The organism is Serratia sp. 2880STDY5682894, assembly GCF_001537385.1.
In the GTDB taxonomy this organism is placed as follows: domain Bacteria; phylum Pseudomonadota; class Gammaproteobacteria; order Enterobacterales; family Enterobacteriaceae; genus Serratia; species Serratia nevei.
Genome location: NZ_FCJA01000011.1, coordinates 83,218 through 99,363, shown reverse-complemented (window position 1 = coordinate 99,363; position 16,146 = coordinate 83,218). Strand labels below are relative to the sequence as shown.

Below are 16,146 nucleotides of genomic sequence, written 5' to 3'. Positions count from 1 at the left end.
AGCATGAAAAAATATTTGGTTCTATTCACGGCCTGCCTCCTGGTCGGCTGTCCGGGGCCTGGCGATAAGCTGACTCCACGCTTCCCCGCCGTCGTCACTGCCAAAGATAACCATGTCTGCATTCTTTCTTCTATGAAGGCGGGGGATAATATTCGCTTCGTTCAGATTTATAGCGAATCAGGCGATAAGCTCATTAAAGCTATCGATAATGACGTTTTCTTCGTTGAGCCGGGGAGGTGCATGCCGGTATTCGACTATGCTTTTCGGCCAGGGAAGCGTTATTCCGTCGCCTACGATATACAGACACCCGAAGGTTCGCATTTGATTACCGCCGCATTCATGGTTGTCTCCGACGAACGGGGCAACCTGAGGGTTAACCATTAACACATGTTCTTAGGTTTAGTTTGTTGGACTGCGTTAGGTTGTAGAATGAAAGGCTATGAAAAAACTTGCCCTGTTGCTCGCTAACACATTGGCTGTTGTTGGGCTGGCTGTGCTGACAATAAAGCTTTTTCCTGTACCCAGGCTCAAACCGCTTGGCTGATTGACGCCAGCGAGTTTTTCCATTTTAACGATACGGAATGGTTTGGTGCACTCATTTTTGGCGCGGTTTATCTGCTGGCCGGGTGTCTGGAATGGCTCTTTATCCGCCAGGTTTTTCAGCGGGTGAGCTGCGGGCACCGCCACTAACTCTCATCACCGTTCCTCCACCTTCACCACCCGGGTATTCAGCGGGGTGAGCGTCTGCCCGGCGCTGCCGATCGGCGTCAGGCGCGGGACGGGGCGGCCGCTGTCGCTTTCCACCAGCGTTGAGTGCGCTTCTCCCTCGGCGAACAGATGATCTTCCCCCCACTGGCGCAGGCCGACGATCACCGGAAACAGCGCGCGGCCTTTCTCGGTCAGTACATATTCCTGATAGGCGCTGCCATCTGCGGCGGGCACGATCTCCAGCACGCCGTGCGTCACCAGAGCGCGCAGGCGGGTGGCAAGGATATTCTTCGCCATCCCCAGCCCTTTTTGAAATTCGCTGAAGCGGGTGACGCCGTCGAAGGCGTCGCGCACGATCAGCAGCGACCACCAGTCGCCAATCACATCCAGCGTGCGCGCCACCGGGCACGGCGCGTCTTCCAGACTTTTACGTTTCACGACGGTTATCTCCAGCTGCATATTCTGGTTGCATTATAAAACCTCCACGCTTAAAGTTCATTGGGTTTAATAATGAAACCAGACTGAGGTGTGCAATGAGCGACAAACTGCTGGATCCCCCCTGTGCGATGCTGGGGCGCCTGTCGGCCCCCCTAGTGCTGCTGTTGGCCGCCGCCAGCGCCTTCAGCGTGGCCAACGTTTACTATGCGCAGCCGCTGTTGGACGCTATCGCCCATGATTTTTCCATCAGCCTGGCGGCGGTCGGCATGGTGATCAGCGTGACTCAGTTGGGCTGCGCGCTGGCGCTGCTGTTGGTGGTGCCGCTGGGGGATCGGTTGAATCGGCATCGGTTGCTGGCGGGGCAACAGCTGGGGCTGATCGGCGCGCTGCTATTGGTGGGCTGGGCGCACAGCTCGCCCTGGCTGCTGGTAGGGATGTTGCTGGTAGGCTTATTGGGCACCGCCATGACGCAGGGGCTGATCGCTTACGCCGCAGCCCTGGCGGCGCCGCAGGAGCGCGGGCGGGTGGTTGGTGCGGCGCAGGGCGGAGTGGTGCTGGGATTGCTGCTGGCGCGCACCCTGTCCGGCGCGCTGGCGGACGTCGGCGGCTGGCGCACGGTGTATTTCTTCTCTGCCGGAGTGACGCTGGTATTGCTGCCGATCTTGTCGCGCCTGCTGCCTGCGCCGCGCACCGCTCCCAGTACGCTGAGCTATCCCGAGCTGCTGCGTTCGATGCTGAGCCTGTTGCTGCATGACCGCACGCTGCAAATTCGCGGCATGTTGGCGCTGCTGATGTTCGGCGCTTTCAGCCTCTTTTGGAGTTCGCTGGTGTTGCCGCTGAGCCAGGCGCCGTTCAACTTCACCCATGCCGCGGTGGGGGCGTTCGGCCTGGTCGGCGCGGTGGGCGCACTGGCGGCGGTGCGCGCCGGGCATCTGGCGGATCGCGGGCTGGGGCAGGCGGCCAGCGGCGTGTGTCTGCTGCTGTTGACGCTGGCCTGGCTGCCACTCGGTTTGCTCGGCAGCGGCCTGGTTTGGCTGGTGGCGGGCATCGTATTGCTGGATCTGGCGGGCCAGGCGATCCACGTGCTGAACCAGAGCATGATCTTCAGCGCGCACCCGCAGTCGCACAGCCGGCTGGTGGGCTGCTACATGCTGTTTTACGCCGTCGGCAGCGGGCTGGGTGCCTTTGCCGGCACCCATATGTACGCCTGGGCGGGCTGGAGCGGCGTCTGCTGGCTGGGGGCAGGCGTGAGCCTGAGCGCGCTGCTGTTTTGGCGGCTGACGCTGCGCGGGATGCCGCCCTCATCGACGGCGGTGGAGCAGTGAAAGCTGGAAGCCCAGCGCACCGCACAATTGCTGAGGCGCGGTGAAGTCGCTTTCCGCCAGGAGGAGACGGCTGCGCGCCGCCGCCATCGGGTGCCAGTTGCGGCGGGTGCGTTCGATCACCTCCTGCGCCTGCGCCGCCGAGTGCCCGGCGCTTTGCAGCCAATGTTGGTAGTGGCTGACGGGCAGACCCTCCGGCTGATAGTCGAACAGCAGCAGCGGTGCTGCGGGGGAGAGGCGCTGCGCCAACTGCTGCAGGAAATCCAGTTTGGCGCCATCGTCGGCGATAAAGTGCAGCACCAATGAGCACACCGCCGCGTCGTGGCGGGTTTGCGGCGCTTGTTGCAGCAAGGTGGGCTGGAAGCTCACCCGTTGTGCGTAACCCGCGGCTTCGGCCTTGGCGCGCGCGGCCGCCAGCATGCCGGCGGAGGGTTCCACGGCGCTGAAACGCCAGCTGGCGTTGGCGGCGGCCAGCGCCTCCAGTTCACTGCCGGTGCCGCAGCCGGCCAGCAACAGCGTGGCGTCATTCGGCAGCGTCTGTGCGAGCGTCGCCGTCAGCAGCGCCTGGGCAAACTGATAGCCGGGCACCAGGGTCAGAATACGGCGATCGTAGTCCGCCGCTGCGGCATCGGGGAAGCGTGTATCCGTTTGGTGTTGCATAACCTTCCTTGCCAAGTTCATTGAGAGAGACAAGGAAGGGTATGCTTAAATGATAATGAAATCCATTATCATTAATGAGTTCTGTGACGGGAAAGGCGGCGTTAGCGGGCCGGCGAATGCATCAGGTAATAATCTTCTTCGCCGTCGTTGCCGGTAGAGATGATGCGCCAGCCGTGTTTGCGGTAGAACGCCAGCGCCTTTTCATTCTTCACCAGGCATTTCAGCGAGCCGGTGGCGGTGAAGGTAGCTTCCGCCGCCTGCAGCAGCGCACTGCCGACGCCGCGCGGCGGCTGATGGGGATCGACATACAGGTTATGAATGAAGTTGTCTTCGCGGTAGACGGAGACGAATCCCAGCAGCACGCCGCCGTCTTCCGCCACCCAAATCGCTTCGCCCAGCGTCGCGCCGTCGAAATCTTCCAACTGATAGTTTGAGGTATCGCGCCAGCCGAACGCCGCCTTGCGCGACGCCAGGTACAGCGTGCGCAGGAAGGGGCGATCGGTCTCTTGGTAGGGTCTTATCTGCATGGCATCTCCCGGTGGTTTGTGCTCACTATAGCGCATTGCGCGGCGTATGCCTGCCGAGCCAATTTATTCGCTTGTTTGTCCGCGCCGCCGCTGGCATGATCCCCTGCAGGGATTAACGCAACGTTGATCACAACCTATTGATTTTCATGACTCGGGGTGCCCTTCTACGTGAAGGCTGAGAAATACCCGTATTACCTGATCTGGATAATGCCAGCGTAGGGAAGTCACGGCCGCCCAGCCGGCGCCGCCTTCTTGAACGCCGGTTGGGAGGAATATGATCGCTCGACCTGATGCACTACCCGGCGCGCGCGCCGCGGCCTGTCTGACCCAATTCCAACAGCGGCCTCCGCTGATCCACTGCCTGACCAACGAAGTGGTGCAATCGCTGACCGCCAACGTGCTATTGGCGCTCGGCGCCTCCCCGGCGATGGTGGTGGAGCCGCAAGAGGCGGCGCAGTTCAGCGCGCTGGCCGATGGCCTGCTGATCAACGTCGGTACCCTCAATGCGCTGCGCGCCGAATCGATGCGGGCGGCGGTGGCCGCCGCCAATCGGGCCGGCAAGCCCTGGACGCTGGATCCGGTGGCGGTCGGCGCGCTCTCCTACCGCACCGCCTTTGCTAAACAGCTGCTGGACGAGAAACCGGCGGCGATACGCGGCAACGCCTCGGAAATCATGGCGCTCAGCGGGTTGCTGGCCAGCGGCCGCGGGGTTGACAGCGGCGACGATTCGCTGGCGGCCTTGCCCGCCGCGCGTGAGCTGGCGCAGCGCAGCGGCGCGGTGGTGGCGGTCACCGGTGCGGTGGATTACGTCACCGACGGCCAACGCGATTGGGCGATCGAAGGCGGTTCCCCGCTGATGACGCGGGTGGTGGGCACCGGCTGCGCGCTGTCGGCGGTCGTGGCGGCGTTTTGCGCCCTGCCGGGCGATCGCCTGGACAACGCGGCGACCGCCTGCCGGGTGATGTCCCACTGCGGCGGTCTCGCGGCCAGACAGGCCGGCGGGCCGGGCAGCTTTACGCCGGCGTTCCTCGATGCCCTGTATCAGCTGCGCGGGGAGGATCTGTGATGAAACGTATTAACGCCCTGACCATCGCCGGCACCGATCCCAGCGGCGGCGCCGGCATTCAGGCCGATTTGAAGGCTTTCTCGGCGCTTGGCGCCTACGGCACCTCGGTGATCACCGCGCTGGTGGCGCAGAATACCCGCGGCGTGCAGTCGGTGTATTACATCGATCCGGCGTTCGTCGCCGCGCAGCTGGACTCGGTGTTCAGCGACGTGCGCATCGACAGCGTCAAGATCGGCATGCTGGCCAACGCCGACATCGTGCAGGCGGTGGCCGAACGGCTGCGCCATTACCGGCCGGAGTTCGTGGTGCTGGACACCGTGATGCTGGCGAAAAGCGGCGATCCGTTGCTGGCGCCGGAGGCGGTGGCGTCTATTCGGCGCGAGCTGTTGCCGCTGGTGTCGATCATTACGCCGAACCTGCCGGAAGCGGCGGCGCTGCTGGCGTGCGCGCCGGCGGAAGATGAAGCGCAGATGCGCGAGCAGGGGCGGGCGCTGTTGGCGATGGGCTGCCGGGCAGTGCTGATGAAGGGCGGCCATCTGAGCGAAAGTGAGAGCCCGGACTGGCTGTTTACCGCAGAAGGCGAGCAGCGCTTTACCGCGCCGCGCGTCGCCACCCGCCACACCCACGGCACCGGTTGCACGCTCTCGGCCGCGCTGGCGGCGCTGCGCCCGCGCCATGCCGACTGGGCGGCGACGGTGGCCGCCGCCAAGGACTACCTGCAACAAGCGCTGCAACAGGCGGACACGCTGGAGGTGGGGCACGGCATCGGGCCGGTGCATCATTTCCACGCCTGGTGGTGAGTCAACTTTTTGCCGCAACCGTGGTCTGACTAGTTCAGGCCCGGTTTTATGGGCGAAACCTGATTTAACCTAGGGAGAAGGACTATGACGGGATACCAGGCGCTGCGTTGCGCCCTCTTCGGCGCACTGCTCAGCTTCAGCGCGGGCAGCTTTGCCCAGCAGATCGTCACCACGTCGGATTTGATTCAGCAGCCGGGGTATCAGGCCAGCTGGCAAAACATGGTGAAAGGCCAGGCGCGGATGCCGGGCTGGGCGCGCAAGGGCGTCGGCACCTCTACGCCGGCGCAGAATCTGAGCTGGAAGGGCAAAGAGTATCTGGTCGGCAACCTGTGCAAGCCGCACGACTGCGGCAACAACTTTTTGATCGTGGCGTTCAGCGCGGACAAATCCCAGGCCTGGGGCGTGCGGGTGGCAGTGGAAGATCGGCCGGAAGCCGTCGATCATCCGAAGAAGTATGCCAAGTACCAGTGGCTCGGCAAGCCGAATGACGACATGAAGGCGCTGCTGAAGCAGCAGTTCGAGAACAATCCTGATTGGAAATAATCAGACTGGGGGCGCCGGTGATGGCGCCCCCGGCGTTGATCAGCCGATGCCGGCCTGATGCAGATCGTGCAGGTTGAGCGCCCCCACCAGCACGCCGTCCATATCGACCACCGGGGCCGCGCTGATGTGCTGTTCGTGCAGCGCTTCCAGCGCCTCGCCGGCGCGCCACTGCTCCGGCAGCCGATAGCCGGGGCGGGTGATCGCCGGGCTGAGCGGATCCTGCAGGCTGTTGCCCTTCACCAGCCAGCGGCGCAGGTCGCCGTCGGTAAACACGCCCACCACCCGCTGCTGCGCGTCGCAGACCGCCACTAACCCGAGCCCGGTGCGGCTCAGCTCCAGCATCGCTTCCATCACGTTGGCGCTTTCGCTCACGCGCGGCAGGCGATCGCCGGTGCGCATCAGGTGATGCACGCGGTTCAACAGGCGAGCCCCCAGGCTGCCGCCCGGGTGCGAGCGGGCGAAATCTTCTGCGTTGAAACCGCGCTGGCGCATCAGCGCCATCGCCAGAGCATCGCCCATCATCAGCGTGTTGACCGCGCTGGAGGTCGGCGCCAGCCCCATCGGGCAGGCTTCGCGCTCGACGCCGATATCCAGCACGCAGGCCGCGGCCTGCGCCAGCGGCGACTCTTTGCCGCCGGTGATGGCGATCACCGGAATGCCGTTCTCCGCCAGCAGCGGCAGGATCAGATCCAGCTCTTTGGCGCGGCCGGAGTAGGAGATAAACACCACCACGTCGTCGGCGCCGATCATGCCGAGATCGCCGTGCAGCGCTTCCGCCGGATGCACGAAGAACGACGGCGTGCCGGTGCTGGCCAGCGAGGCGGCGATTTTCTTGCCGATGTGGCCGGATTTGCCGATGCCGGAAATCACCGCTTTGCCACGGCAGTTCAGCAGCAGTTCGCAGGCGCAGACGAAGTTGTCGTCCAGGCGCGCCAGCAGGCGTTGCGCTTCGGTCAGCTCGATCTCCAGCGTTTCGCGGGCGAAGGCGAGCAGGGCGTTGGCGTTACTCATCGGGGTCTCCTACCAGAAGGATATTGATGCCTTTCGCCTGCAGGGCGGCGAGGTAATCGGGGTTGATGTCTCGGTCGGTGATCAGCGTGTCGACGGCGCTGAGTTCGCACACCACGTTCGGGCTCTTGCGGCCGAATTTCGAGGAGTCTACCAACAGAATAATGCGGCCGGCGGCTTCGCACATCGCTTTGCTGACGTTGTGCACTTCGTTGAAGGTGGTGACGCCGGCGTTGAGATCGACGCCGTCCGCGCCGATAAACAGCTTGTCGAAGCTGAACTGCTGAAACGCCGATTCGGCCAGGCTGCCGTGGAACGAGGCCGATTTTTTGCGGTAGGTGCCGCCGGGCATCAGGATGGTCTGATCGTTGTCCAGCTCCACCAGCGCGTTGACGATGGTCAGGCTGTTGGTCATCACCGTGATGTTATTGAACTGCGCCAGGTGCGGCACCATCTGCAGCACCGTGCTGCCGGCATCGAAGATCAGCGAGTCGCCGTCGGCGATCAGCGCCACGGCGGCGCTGGCAATGTGGCGTTTTTTCTCGGTATTGATATGGGTTTTGCGGTCGATCGGCTGATCGCCGTCGTCGCGGCTGAGCACCACGCCGCCGTAGGTGCGGATCACCTCGCCTTCTTCTTCCAGCAGGGTGAGATCCTTGCGGATGGTGGTGCCGGTGGTGGAGAAATGCTCGGCCAGGGCATCCACTGCCGTTTTGCCATGCCGCTGCAGATATTCAAGGATAGCGGCCTGCCGCTGCTTTGGTTTCATCGCGATTCCCGTTCACAAGAGTTGGGCATTTCCCCTCGCTGAATAATTCACTATGAAAGGTAATGTCTTTTAATGTGAAAATATCACGATTTGGGTTTAATCGCTAACGATAGTGCAGACTGGCATGCGCGATCCTCGGGGAAGATCACATCCGGGCGCAAATCCCGCTGATGCAAACCGTGCAATCGAGGCAGCGGGCGGGGCCGGGCGAAAACGGTCAGGCCGCGCAGCAACAGACTGCTGCACACCCGCCGATCGGCGTCGAAGGCCAGCGCCAGCACCACTCGCGGGCGGAAGCGGCCGCCGGAACGGCCGACGCCGACGGCGCCCAGCCGGCACAGGCCGTCGAAGGCGCGGTTGAAGCGCTGCAGTTGCCACCAGCCGAAGGCGATTTGCAGCAGCCAGGCCAGCAGCGCGAAGGCGATCAGAGCTTGAGTCATGGAGTTCTCCTTAGGCCCCCTTGCGCGGAAGGGGGCGTCGATGGCGTCAGAACATCACCTGGCCGCCGGTGATGTTGATCGATTGGCCGGTGCAGTAAGAGGCCTTATCGCTGGCGTAGAACAGCAGGGTGTTCAGCACGTCCTGGTAGTCGCAGCCGCGCTTCAGCGGCACTTTGTCGATGTAGTACTGCTCCACCTGGTCCGGCGCGATGCCCAGTTTTTGCGCGTACTGCGGCAGCAGCGACTGGAACATCGGCGACTTCAGCAGGTTGCCGAGCATCAGCGAATGCACGGTAATGCCGTATTCCGCCAGATCGAGCGCCAGCGACTGCGTCAGCCCCACGCCGCCGAACTTGGCGGCGCTGTAGCCGGAGTTGTGCTTGCTGCCGACCTTGCCGGACTTGGAGTTGATCTGAATGATGCGCCCGGCGATGCCGTCGCGGATCATCAGGCGCGAGAACTCGCGGGCGCAGAGGAAATAACCCACCAGGTTCACCTGCAGCGAGCGATCGAAGTCGCCCAGCGGGAAATCGGTGATCGGCGCCGCCTTGGCGATGCCGGCGCTGTACACCAGCAGGTTGGCCTGGCCGAACGCCCGGTCAACCGCCGCCGCCAGCGCGATTACGCTCTGCTCGTCGGTGGCGTCGGCCTGAAAACCGCAGGCGCTGCCTGCGCCAAACGCTTCGTTGATCTGCTGTGCCACCAGATTGGCGTTGTCGGCGTTCAGATCGGCCACCGCCACCCGATAACCGGCCTGCGCCAGCCCGTGGGACAAAAAGGCGCCTAACGTTTGGCCGCCGCCAATCACTACAGCTACTTCAGACATGGTCTACTCCTTATGCGATAAATGACAGCGTGCTGCCCAACGGGATATCGGTCGGCGTCGGGCCGGATACGTGGATCGAGCCGGGGAATTCGGCTTCGGCTTCACCGTCGAAGCGCACGGTGATGTGGCCCAGTTCGCGCAGGTTCTGCGTGGCAACGCTGCCAACGGCGGTGATGGCGTAGCGCTGCTGCGCCAGCTCCATCACGCCGCCGACCTGCAGCTCACCGGCGGTCGCACCGTGGCGGTGGATGAAGCAGAACTCTTCGATATCCGCCGGCGCGCCTTCACGGAAGGTGATCAGCATGTTGTCCAGCAACGCGTCGCGGGCGCAGCCACCGATCTGCGTGATGGTGGTGTGAAAAATGGTGTGCATAAACGTCTCCCTGGAAATCAGCTTATTGATAAATGAAGGCCGAGGCGGCCCAGGCGATCAACACCGTCGGCGCGCCGGTCAGGAAGCGGCCGACCAGCACCGAGGGCACGCCGACCCGCACGGTATCCTGCTTGGCTTCCGCCAGCGACAGGCCGACCGGAATGAAGTCGCAGGCGGCCTGCGCGTTGATGGCGAACAGCGCGGGCAGCGCCAGCTGCGGCGGAATATGGCCGAGGCCGATCTGCACCCCGACCAGCACGCCGATCACCTGGGCGATGACCGCGCCGGGGCCGAGGAACGGCGACAGCAGCGGGAATGAGCAGATCAGCGCCAGCGTCACCAGGCCGATCGGGCTGTTGGCGAGCGGCGTCAGGCCGTGAGCGATAAAGTCCCCGAAGCCGGAGGCCATGATGATGCCGATCAAGGCCGAGACGAACGCCATAAACGGCAGGATGGTCTTCAGCACGGTGTCGATGGTGTCGCGCCCGGCCTGGAAGAACACCGCCACCACCGATCCCATGCCCATGCCGACCTTCGCCAGCAGCCCGTCGCTTTGCTCGGTGATCTTCTTGCTGGTGTCGTAGTCGCGCGCCTTGGGCGACGCTGCAACGGCGGCGGCGGGTTGGCTATCTGCCGCTTCGATTCGGCTGATGTTGTGGTCGCGCACGCCGGAGACATAGATGTCTTCGAGGATAAACTGCGCCAGCGGGCCGGACTGGCCGGTGGCGTGGATGTTGACCGTCGGAATGCGGCGTTTCGGGTACAGGCCGCAGCGCAGGGTGCCACCGCAGTCGATCACCGCCACGCCGATCTCTTCCGCCGGCGGCTCGCCCTCTTTGAAACCGTCGACGGCCGGCCAGCCGGTCAATTCGCTGAGGCGATCGACGATCGAAGGCCGGGTGCCGGCGGTGATGTACACCACTTTCTTGCCGGGCTCTATCGGCAGCTCCAGGGGGCCACCCCAGCCGCTGGCGCCTTTTTCAATACGGATATAAGCACTCATGCTGCACTCCACGAATTAAAGTTGCACCTGGCGATCCAGACGGATGCCCATCTTGCGTTCGAACAGGCTGGTGGTCAGATCGGTGACCCAGCCGCGGAAGAAGTTGGTGAACAGCCCCACCAGGAAATAGCTCACCGCCAGCGGGCCGAGCGGCAGGCCGAGGGTGGTCAGGCCGCTGGCGATGCCGAGGTAAACGAACAGCTCGCCGGGGTTGATGTGTGGGAACAGGCCGTTCATCGAGTGGCAGCTGTAGGAGGCCGCCGCGTAGTAGCTCGGCTTGTATTTCTCCGGCATGAAGCGCCCCAGGCTGAGGGTCATCGGGTTGCAGAAGACAAAGGTGCCGATCAGCGGCAGCAGCAGATAACGCGAGACGGGGTTGCCCGCGCAGCGCTGCGCCAATCGTTCGATACGTTCCTGGCCAACAAATTTGATCAGCGCGTTCATGATAACCAACAGGCTGATCAACAAAGGTAAAATGCCGGTCACCATGCCGACAAACACTTCACCGCCTTTCTGAAACAGGCCGATAAACCACTCGGCGCCGTGGGTGATTAGCTCAATCATTATGTTCTCCTGTAATGGACTGATATGGCCTGGAGCGAACGGCGGCTCTGTGGCCATGGGCCTTACAGTAGTCACTTTGTTGGGCTATTTGTTTTAAATAGATCACAGTTTGAAAGATAAATATTTTATTTCGAAAGTTTAAAGTGAAAGAAAGAGAAGGTCTGTGGCATGAGGGGGAGAAAGCGGGCACAAAAAAGCCCGGCTAGCCGGGCTTGAGGACAGGTGGTCCGTCACATCAGGCGATGGTGACCTTCTTGTCCAGGTAGGCGTCTTGCACAGCGTTGATCAGCGCCACGCCGTCTTTCATCGATTTCTTGAACGCCTTGCGCCCCAGGATCAGGCCCATGCCGCCGGCGCGTTTGTTGATCACCGCGGTGCGCACCGACTCCTGCAGGTCGTTCTCACCGGCGGCGCCGCCGGAGTTGATCAGCCCGGCGCGGCCCATGTAGCAGTTGGCCAGCTGGTAGCGCACCAGATCGATCGGATGATCGGTGGTCAGCTTGGTGTAGACGCGATCGTCGGTATAGCCGAATTTCACCGCGCGGTAGCCGCCGTTGTTTTCCGCCATTTTCTGTTTGACGATGTCGGCGCCGATGGTGGCGGCGATGTGGTTGGCCTGGCCGGTCAGATCGGCGCTGGAGTGGTAGTCCACGCCATCCTTGTTGAACGCCGGGTTGCGCAGATAGGCCCACAACACGGTGACCATGCCCAGCTCATGCGCGCGCTCGAAGGCGATCGAGATCTCTTCGATCTGGCGGCGCGACTGCTCGGAGCCGAAGTAAATGGTGGCACCGACCGCCACCGCGCCCATGTTGAACGCCTGCTCGACGCTGGCGTACAGGGTCTGGTCGTACTGGGTCGGGTAGCTCAGCGTTTCGTTGTGGTTGAGTTTGACCAGGAACGGAATTTTATGCGCGTAGCGGCGCGATACCGACGCCAGCACGCCGTAAGTGGAGGCGACGCAGTTACAGCCGGCTTCAATCGCCAGCTCGACGATGTTCTTCGGATCGAAATACAGCGGGTTGGCGGCGAACGAGGCGGCGGCGGAGTGCTCGATGCCCTGATCGACCGGCAGGATCGACAGGTAGCCGGTGCCGGCCAGGCGGCCGTGGTTGAACAGGTTTTGCATCGAACGCAGCACGCTGTTGGGACGGTTGTTATCGATCATTACGCGGTCGACGAAGTCGGCGCCCGGCAGGTAGAGATTCTCGGCGGGGATAGTGGTACAGCGGTGTTGCAGCAGATCTTCCGCTTCCTTTCCTAGCAACTGCACAATATCAGTCATGATTCACTCCCGATTAAGCTTCTTCATACACCGGCAATGCAAGGGTTTTTGACCACCGGCGAAGTAAAAAAGCGGTGATTGAAGCTGTAAAGCGATACTACCGAACTTGATCCGGCAAGGACAAACAATAGATGCGATTGAGAGGAAATGCCATTGGCGAGGCCAAATACGCGGGGACGATCGCCCCCGGCGCGTTAAGCGATTGATTATTCGATCTCGAACCACTCGGTGTTCTGCAGGGCGATCGGGGTGATGGAGTAGATCATCTCCTGCAGGTGATCGTGGATGGCGCGCTCCGCCGCCTCGGCATCGCGCGCTTTCAGCGCCTCGTAGATGCGGTAGTGCTGCTTGATCAGGCTCTCCGGCGGCGAGACTTCGCTCAGGCTGAGGAAACGCACCCGATCCATGGTGGCCTTGATGGTTTCGATGGTCTCCCACGCCAGCGGGCAGTCGGCGAACTGGGTCAGCAGCTGGTGGAATTCATCGTCCAGCGCCAGAAACTCGCGCGTCTGCCCGTTCTGTGCCGCCAGCGCCTGACGGTGCAGGTTATGCTCCAGCGTCATCAGCTGCGCCGGGGTGGCGCGCTCCGCCGCACGGCGCACGATGGCGCATTCCACCGCCTGACGAATAAAGCGCCCGTCGGCCACGCGCTTGGCGGAGATTTTCATCACGAAAGTGCCGCGCTGCGGCAGGATCTGCACCAGGCCGGCCTCCGCCAGCTTGATGAAGGCTTCGCGCACCGGCTGGCGCGAAACGCAAAAGCGGGTGGAAATCTCTTTCTCGGACAACAGGGTGCCGGGGGGGATGGTGCAGTCGACGATATCCTTGCGCAGGAAGCGATAGATCTGCTGGTTGACCGGGACGTTGTTGGTGAGACTGTACGTTTCAGACATGGCGACAATCAGGCATCTGGCTGGAATTCGAATGCCACCATACTAGCAGATTATTGGTTGAGGGCGGGGGGATAAATCCACCCGCCGGGTAGGGTAACTCAGTGATGCCAATCCTGATATTCCTGCTTGCGCCGCCCCGGCGCGGTTTCCGGCATCAGGCTCAGGCCGATGGCCGACACCACGCCCAGCACCATCATGTACCCCGCCAGCCCGTAGTAGTGGCCGCCGGTCACCTGCAGGATCTTCACCGCCAGCAGCCCCAGAATGCCGCTGCCGATCAGCGATCCTATCTGCCAGATCAGCGCGATGCCGCTGCAGCGCACGCGGGTGGGGAACAGCTCCGGGAAGTAGGAGGCCTGTGGCGCGTAGCACATGCTGTGGCCGAAGGTCAGCACCACGATCATGGCGATCTGCGTCACCCAGAAACTATCGAGGTTGATCGCCATAAAGAACGGCACGATGCACACCACCTGCAGCAGCGCGCCGGCGATGTACACCGGTTTTCGCCCAACCCGATCGGAGAGGCGGCCCATCAGCGGAATGGCGAAAATCTCCAGCAGCACCGCCACGATCATCGCCTCCAGCAGAATGGTCTCGTTGAGGTGGTTGGCCTTGCCGTAGGCCAGCACGATCACCGTGAACATGGCGAAGGCGCAGGCTTCAATCAGCTTGGCGCACACCCCTTTGCCGATAAGGCCGGGGTAGCGGCGGGCCACTTCCACCACCGGCCGGCTCTCCACCGCCTTGGTGGCGCGGATCTGGGTAAACACCGGCGACTCGTCGATCTTCAGGCGAATAAACAGCCCGACGATCACCAGCAGCAGGCTGAGCAGGAACGGAATGCGCCAGCCCCAGTCCAGCATCTGCGCCGGCGACAGCACGGCGGTCAGCAGCGCAAACAGCCCCGATGGCAGCAGGAAACCGGCGGGCGCGCCGATCTGTACCCAGCTGGCGTAGAAGCCGCGCCGCGGCGGCGGCGCGTATTCGGCGGTCATCAGCACCGCGCCGGCCTGTTCGCCGCCGACGCCGAAGCCCTGCAGCACGCGGATAAAGATCAGCGCGAGCGGCGCCCAGATGCCGATCTGCTCATAGGTGGGCAGCAGGCCGATGCAGAAGGTGCCGAGGCCGACGATCAGGATGGTGATCACCAGCGCCTTCTTGCGGCCGACCTTGTCGCCGATGTGGCCGAACACGATGCCGCCCAGCGGGCGCGCCAGGAAACCGACCGCGTAGGTGGCGAAGGCCGCCAGCGTGCTGATCAGCGGATCGGCGCTGGGGAAAAACAGCTGGCCGAAGAACAGCACCGCGGCGGTGCCGTAAGCGAAGAAATCATAGTATTCGGCGGCGGTGCCGATGGCCGAAGCGCTGGCGACGCGCCGCAGCAGCGGTTGATTGCCGGTATTGACGGCGTTATGCGTGGTGACGGTCATCGGAAACCTCCCGGTCGGTAAGCGGCAGAGCGGCGACGGCGGCTTTGGCCCCCAGGCTCAGCAGTTGATGATAAGCGTGGCTGACGGCGCGGACGAAGTCAGGCGAGTCGGGCAGATCCTGGCCGAAGACGCTGTCGAGCTGCAGCAGCGCCAGGACGCGGGGCCGGCCTTCCTCGCTGCCGGCGACCAACGCGGCGATAGGGTCGCGCAGCGGATCGCTGATGGCGATCGGCGCGCCTTGCTCATCGCGGCCGCCGACGTAGCGCATCCAGCCGGCGACGCCCAGCGCCAGGCAGTCGAAGCGGCTGCCGCGCGCCAGATGCCAGCGGATCGCGTCCAACAGCCGCTGCGGCAGCTTTTGCGTGCCGTCCATGGCGATCTGCGCGGTGCGGTGCTTCAGCGCGCGGTTGCGGAAACGCCGCAGCAGCGAGTCGGCATACTGCGCCAAATCGACGTTCGGCACCTGCAGAGTTGGTGCCTGTTCCGCCAGCATCAGGTGACGGGCGGCGCGGACAAAATCCGCGTCCTGCATGCAGTCACCGACGTGCTGATAACCGGCCAGATAGCCGAGATAGGCGAGGAACGAATGGCTACCGTTCAGCATGCGCAGCTTCATCTCCTCAAACGGCAGCACGTCGCTCACCAGTTCGGCGCCGACCTTTTCCCAAGCCGGTCGCCCCTGGGGAAAGCGGTCCTCAATGACCCACTGGCTGAACGGCTCGCAGGCCACGCCGACCTTATCCTCGACGCCGCCCAACCAAGCATGGAGCTGCCCGCGGGCTTCCTGCGTCATCGCCGGCACGATGCGATCCACCATGGTGGAAGGGAAGGCGACCTCTTGACGCACCCAGTCGGCCAGCGCCGGATCCTGCCGCTGCGCCAGGTCGAGCAGCACCTGGCGCGTGACCCGGCCGTTGGCCGGCATATTGTCGCAGGACATCACGGCGAACGGCGGCAGCCCGCGTTCACGGCGCAGGCGCAGCGCCGCCAGCAGCAGCCCCGGCGCTGACTGCGGCTGTGCCGGGTGGGCGATATCATGCGCGATCGCCGGGTGTTCCGCCATCAGCCGGCCGCTGGCAGGGTGGTGGCAATAGCCCTTTTCGCTGATGGTCAGCGAGACGATGGCGATCTCAGGCTGCGTCAGGGCCGCCAGCACCGCCGTCAGCCCGTCGGTTTGCAGGTGCAGCGCCTGGCGCACCACGCCGATGACCCGGCCCCGCCAGCCGTCGTCGTCCATCTCCGCCACCGAGAACAGCAGATCCTGTTGCCGTAGGTCGGCGATCTTTTGCCGGCCGTGCTGCATGCTGATTTCGCAGTAGCCCCAGTCGCTGCCGTGCTCGCTGGCCAGCCTGTCGGCGTACATCGCCTGGTGCGCGCGGTGAAACGCGCCGAAGCCGATATGCACCATGCGCGGTTTCACGCGCTCACGTGCGTAGCCGGGCCGAATAATGGCGGCCGGCAGCGCGCTGTGGTCGGAAAGTCTCATGTTCA

General features: G+C 63.4%; 20 protein-coding genes and 1 riboswitch. Of the genes, 5 read left to right on the top strand and 15 right to left on the bottom strand.

Annotation, left to right across the window (positions count from 1 at the left end; translation table 11 throughout):
• The first annotated feature begins 3 nt into the window (after positions 1-3).
• A complete protein-coding gene (locus tag AWX27_RS21325) occupies positions 4-384 on the top strand; it encodes a putative T6SS immunity periplasmic lipoprotein (protein ID WP_033648952.1) in 381 nt (126 codons plus the stop codon).
• Positions 385-417: 33 nt separating this feature from the next.
• Here AWX27_RS21325 and AWX27_RS25185 read toward each other — a convergent pair whose 3' ends face one another.
• Both AWX27_RS25185 and AWX27_RS21320 read right to left on the bottom strand, forming a co-directional pair.
• The gene (locus tag AWX27_RS25185) at positions 418-687 is read right to left on the bottom strand and encodes a hypothetical protein (RefSeq protein ID WP_154618201.1); all 270 of its coding nucleotides are present in this window, start codon (positions 685-687) and stop codon (positions 418-420) included.
• 9 nt (positions 688-696) lie between these two features.
• The gene (locus AWX27_RS21320; RefSeq protein ID WP_033648951.1) at positions 697-1,146 is read right to left on the bottom strand and encodes a winged helix-turn-helix transcriptional regulator; all 450 of its coding nucleotides are present in this window, start codon (positions 1,144-1,146) and stop codon (positions 697-699) included.
• 95 nt (positions 1,147-1,241) lie between these two features.
• On the opposite strand from AWX27_RS21320, the gene AWX27_RS21315 reads away from it, so the two are divergent.
• Entirely contained in the window at positions 1,242-2,471 is a 1,230-nt protein-coding gene (locus AWX27_RS21315; protein ID WP_060424905.1) for an MFS transporter, read from the top strand.
• Here AWX27_RS21315 and AWX27_RS21310 read toward each other — a convergent pair.
• Both AWX27_RS21310 and AWX27_RS21305 read right to left on the bottom strand, forming a co-directional pair.
• A complete protein-coding gene (locus AWX27_RS21310; RefSeq protein ID WP_060424904.1) occupies positions 2,448-3,128 on the bottom strand; it encodes a methyltransferase in 681 nt (226 codons plus the stop codon). The genes AWX27_RS21315 and AWX27_RS21310 overlap by 24 nt on opposite strands.
• 101 nt (positions 3,129-3,229) lie before the next feature.
• Positions 3,230-3,655 (bottom strand): GNAT family N-acetyltransferase, encoded by a 426-nt coding sequence (locus AWX27_RS21305; protein ID WP_060424902.1) that lies wholly within the window; start codon positions 3,653-3,655, stop codon positions 3,230-3,232.
• A 142-nt stretch (positions 3,656-3,797) separates the two neighbouring features.
• A riboswitch (TPP riboswitch) is annotated at positions 3,798-3,894 on the top strand.
• Between the two features lie 35 nt (positions 3,895-3,929).
• Here AWX27_RS21305 and thiM point away from each other — a divergent pair.
• The 3 genes from thiM to AWX27_RS21290 all read left to right on the top strand — a co-directional run bounded on the left by thiM (position 3,930) and on the right by AWX27_RS21290 (position 6,064).
• The gene (thiM, locus tag AWX27_RS21300; protein WP_060424900.1) at positions 3,930-4,721 is read left to right on the top strand and encodes a hydroxyethylthiazole kinase; all 792 of its coding nucleotides are present in this window, start codon (positions 3,930-3,932) and stop codon (positions 4,719-4,721) included.
• The gene (thiD, locus tag AWX27_RS21295; protein ID WP_033648851.1) at positions 4,721-5,521 is read left to right on the top strand and encodes a bifunctional hydroxymethylpyrimidine kinase/phosphomethylpyrimidine kinase; all 801 of its coding nucleotides are present in this window, start codon (positions 4,721-4,723) and stop codon (positions 5,519-5,521) included. The genes thiM and thiD overlap by 1 nt, the downstream gene beginning before the upstream one ends.
• 84 nt (positions 5,522-5,605) lie before the next feature.
• On the top strand, positions 5,606-6,064 hold the full coding sequence (locus AWX27_RS21290) for an inhibitor of vertebrate lysozyme family protein (RefSeq protein ID WP_060424898.1): 459 nt from the start codon (positions 5,606-5,608) through the stop codon (positions 6,062-6,064).
• 39 nt (positions 6,065-6,103) lie between these two features.
• On the opposite strand, the gene gutQ is transcribed toward AWX27_RS21290, so the two are convergent.
• From gutQ to AWX27_RS21235, 11 genes are all read right to left on the bottom strand, one after another.
• The gene (gene gutQ, locus AWX27_RS21285; protein WP_049270680.1) at positions 6,104-7,075 is read right to left on the bottom strand and encodes an arabinose-5-phosphate isomerase GutQ; all 972 of its coding nucleotides are present in this window, start codon (positions 7,073-7,075) and stop codon (positions 6,104-6,106) included.
• The gene (locus tag AWX27_RS21280) at positions 7,068-7,841 is read right to left on the bottom strand and encodes a glucitol operon DNA-binding transcriptional repressor SrlR (RefSeq protein WP_033635559.1); all 774 of its coding nucleotides are present in this window, start codon (positions 7,839-7,841) and stop codon (positions 7,068-7,070) included. The genes gutQ and AWX27_RS21280 overlap by 8 nt, the downstream gene beginning before the upstream one ends.
• An 83-nt stretch (positions 7,842-7,924) precedes the next feature.
• Entirely contained in the window at positions 7,925-8,281 is a 357-nt protein-coding gene (gutM, locus tag AWX27_RS21275; protein ID WP_060424896.1) for a transcriptional regulator GutM, read from the bottom strand.
• Between the two features lie 46 nt (positions 8,282-8,327).
• Complete coding sequence (gene srlD / locus AWX27_RS21270; RefSeq protein ID WP_060424894.1) at positions 8,328-9,107, bottom strand: sorbitol-6-phosphate dehydrogenase; 780 nt, start codon at positions 9,105-9,107, stop codon at positions 8,328-8,330.
• 10 nt (positions 9,108-9,117) lie between these two features.
• Positions 9,118-9,480, bottom strand: a complete 363-nt coding sequence (srlB, locus tag AWX27_RS21265; RefSeq protein WP_004941520.1) for a PTS glucitol/sorbitol transporter subunit IIA — start codon at positions 9,478-9,480, stop codon at positions 9,118-9,120.
• A gap of 22 nt (positions 9,481-9,502) precedes the next feature.
• The gene (locus AWX27_RS21260) at positions 9,503-10,483 is read right to left on the bottom strand and encodes a PTS glucitol/sorbitol transporter subunit IIB (protein ID WP_060424892.1); all 981 of its coding nucleotides are present in this window, start codon (positions 10,481-10,483) and stop codon (positions 9,503-9,505) included.
• Positions 10,484-10,498: 15 nt separating this feature from the next.
• Positions 10,499-11,047, bottom strand: coding sequence for a PTS glucitol/sorbitol transporter subunit IIC (locus AWX27_RS21255; protein WP_004941528.1), 549 nt, complete (start codon positions 11,045-11,047; stop codon positions 10,499-10,501).
• Between the two features lie 235 nt (positions 11,048-11,282).
• Positions 11,283-12,332 carry a class I fructose-bisphosphate aldolase gene (gene fbaB / locus AWX27_RS21250; protein ID WP_060424890.1) on the bottom strand — a complete coding sequence of 350 codons (1,050 nt, stop codon included), beginning with the start codon at positions 12,330-12,332 and terminating at the stop codon, positions 11,283-11,285.
• Positions 12,333-12,538: 206 nt separating this feature from the next.
• On the bottom strand, positions 12,539-13,225 hold the full coding sequence (locus AWX27_RS21245; protein WP_025303872.1) for a GntR family transcriptional regulator: 687 nt from the start codon (positions 13,223-13,225) through the stop codon (positions 12,539-12,541).
• A gap of 98 nt (positions 13,226-13,323) precedes the next feature.
• Positions 13,324-14,655, bottom strand: coding sequence for an MFS transporter (locus AWX27_RS21240; RefSeq protein ID WP_060424888.1), 1,332 nt, complete (start codon positions 14,653-14,655; stop codon positions 13,324-13,326).
• A complete protein-coding gene (locus tag AWX27_RS21235; RefSeq protein ID WP_060424886.1) occupies positions 14,636-16,141 on the bottom strand; it encodes a mannitol dehydrogenase family protein in 1,506 nt (501 codons plus the stop codon). Before AWX27_RS21235 ends, AWX27_RS21240 begins: the two co-directional genes overlap by 20 nt.
• Positions 16,142-16,146 lie beyond the last annotated feature (5 nt).

Bases quoted from the DNA above. Each gene is read 5' to 3' on its own strand.
- AWX27_RS21325 (WP_033648952.1), top strand. From the start codon at position 4: ATGAAAAAATATTTGGTTCTATTCACGGCCTGCCTCCTGGTCGGCTGT.
- AWX27_RS21315 (WP_060424905.1), top strand. From the start codon at position 1,242: ATGAGCGACAAACTGCTGGATCCCCCCTGTGCGATGCTGGGGCGCCTG.
- AWX27_RS21310 (WP_060424904.1), bottom strand. From the start codon at position 3,128: ATGCAACACCAAACGGATACACGCTTCCCCGATGCCGCAGCGGCGGAC.
- AWX27_RS21305 (WP_060424902.1), bottom strand. From the start codon at position 3,655: ATGCAGATAAGACCCTACCAAGAGACCGATCGCCCCTTCCTGCGCACG.
- thiM (WP_060424900.1), top strand. From the start codon at position 3,930: ATGATCGCTCGACCTGATGCACTACCCGGCGCGCGCGCCGCGGCCTGT.
- thiD (WP_033648851.1), top strand. From the start codon at position 4,721: ATGAAACGTATTAACGCCCTGACCATCGCCGGCACCGATCCCAGCGGC.
- AWX27_RS21290 (WP_060424898.1), top strand. From the start codon at position 5,606: ATGACGGGATACCAGGCGCTGCGTTGCGCCCTCTTCGGCGCACTGCTC.
- gutQ (WP_049270680.1), bottom strand. From the start codon at position 7,075: ATGAGTAACGCCAACGCCCTGCTCGCCTTCGCCCGCGAAACGCTGGAG.
- AWX27_RS21280 (WP_033635559.1), bottom strand. From the start codon at position 7,841: ATGAAACCAAAGCAGCGGCAGGCCGCTATCCTTGAATATCTGCAGCGG.
- gutM (WP_060424896.1), bottom strand. From the start codon at position 8,281: ATGACTCAAGCTCTGATCGCCTTCGCGCTGCTGGCCTGGCTGCTGCAA.
- srlD (WP_060424894.1), bottom strand. From the start codon at position 9,107: ATGTCTGAAGTAGCTGTAGTGATTGGCGGCGGCCAAACGTTAGGCGCC.
- srlB (WP_004941520.1), bottom strand. From the start codon at position 9,480: ATGCACACCATTTTTCACACCACCATCACGCAGATCGGTGGCTGCGCC.
- AWX27_RS21260 (WP_060424892.1), bottom strand. From the start codon at position 10,483: ATGAGTGCTTATATCCGTATTGAAAAAGGCGCCAGCGGCTGGGGTGGC.
- AWX27_RS21255 (WP_004941528.1), bottom strand. From the start codon at position 11,047: ATGATTGAGCTAATCACCCACGGCGCCGAGTGGTTTATCGGCCTGTTT.
- fbaB (WP_060424890.1), bottom strand. From the start codon at position 12,332: ATGACTGATATTGTGCAGTTGCTAGGAAAGGAAGCGGAAGATCTGCTG.
- AWX27_RS21245 (WP_025303872.1), bottom strand. From the start codon at position 13,225: ATGTCTGAAACGTACAGTCTCACCAACAACGTCCCGGTCAACCAGCAG.
- AWX27_RS21240 (WP_060424888.1), bottom strand. From the start codon at position 14,655: ATGACCGTCACCACGCATAACGCCGTCAATACCGGCAATCAACCGCTG.
- AWX27_RS21235 (WP_060424886.1), bottom strand. From the start codon at position 16,141: ATGAGACTTTCCGACCACAGCGCGCTGCCGGCCGCCATTATTCGGCCC.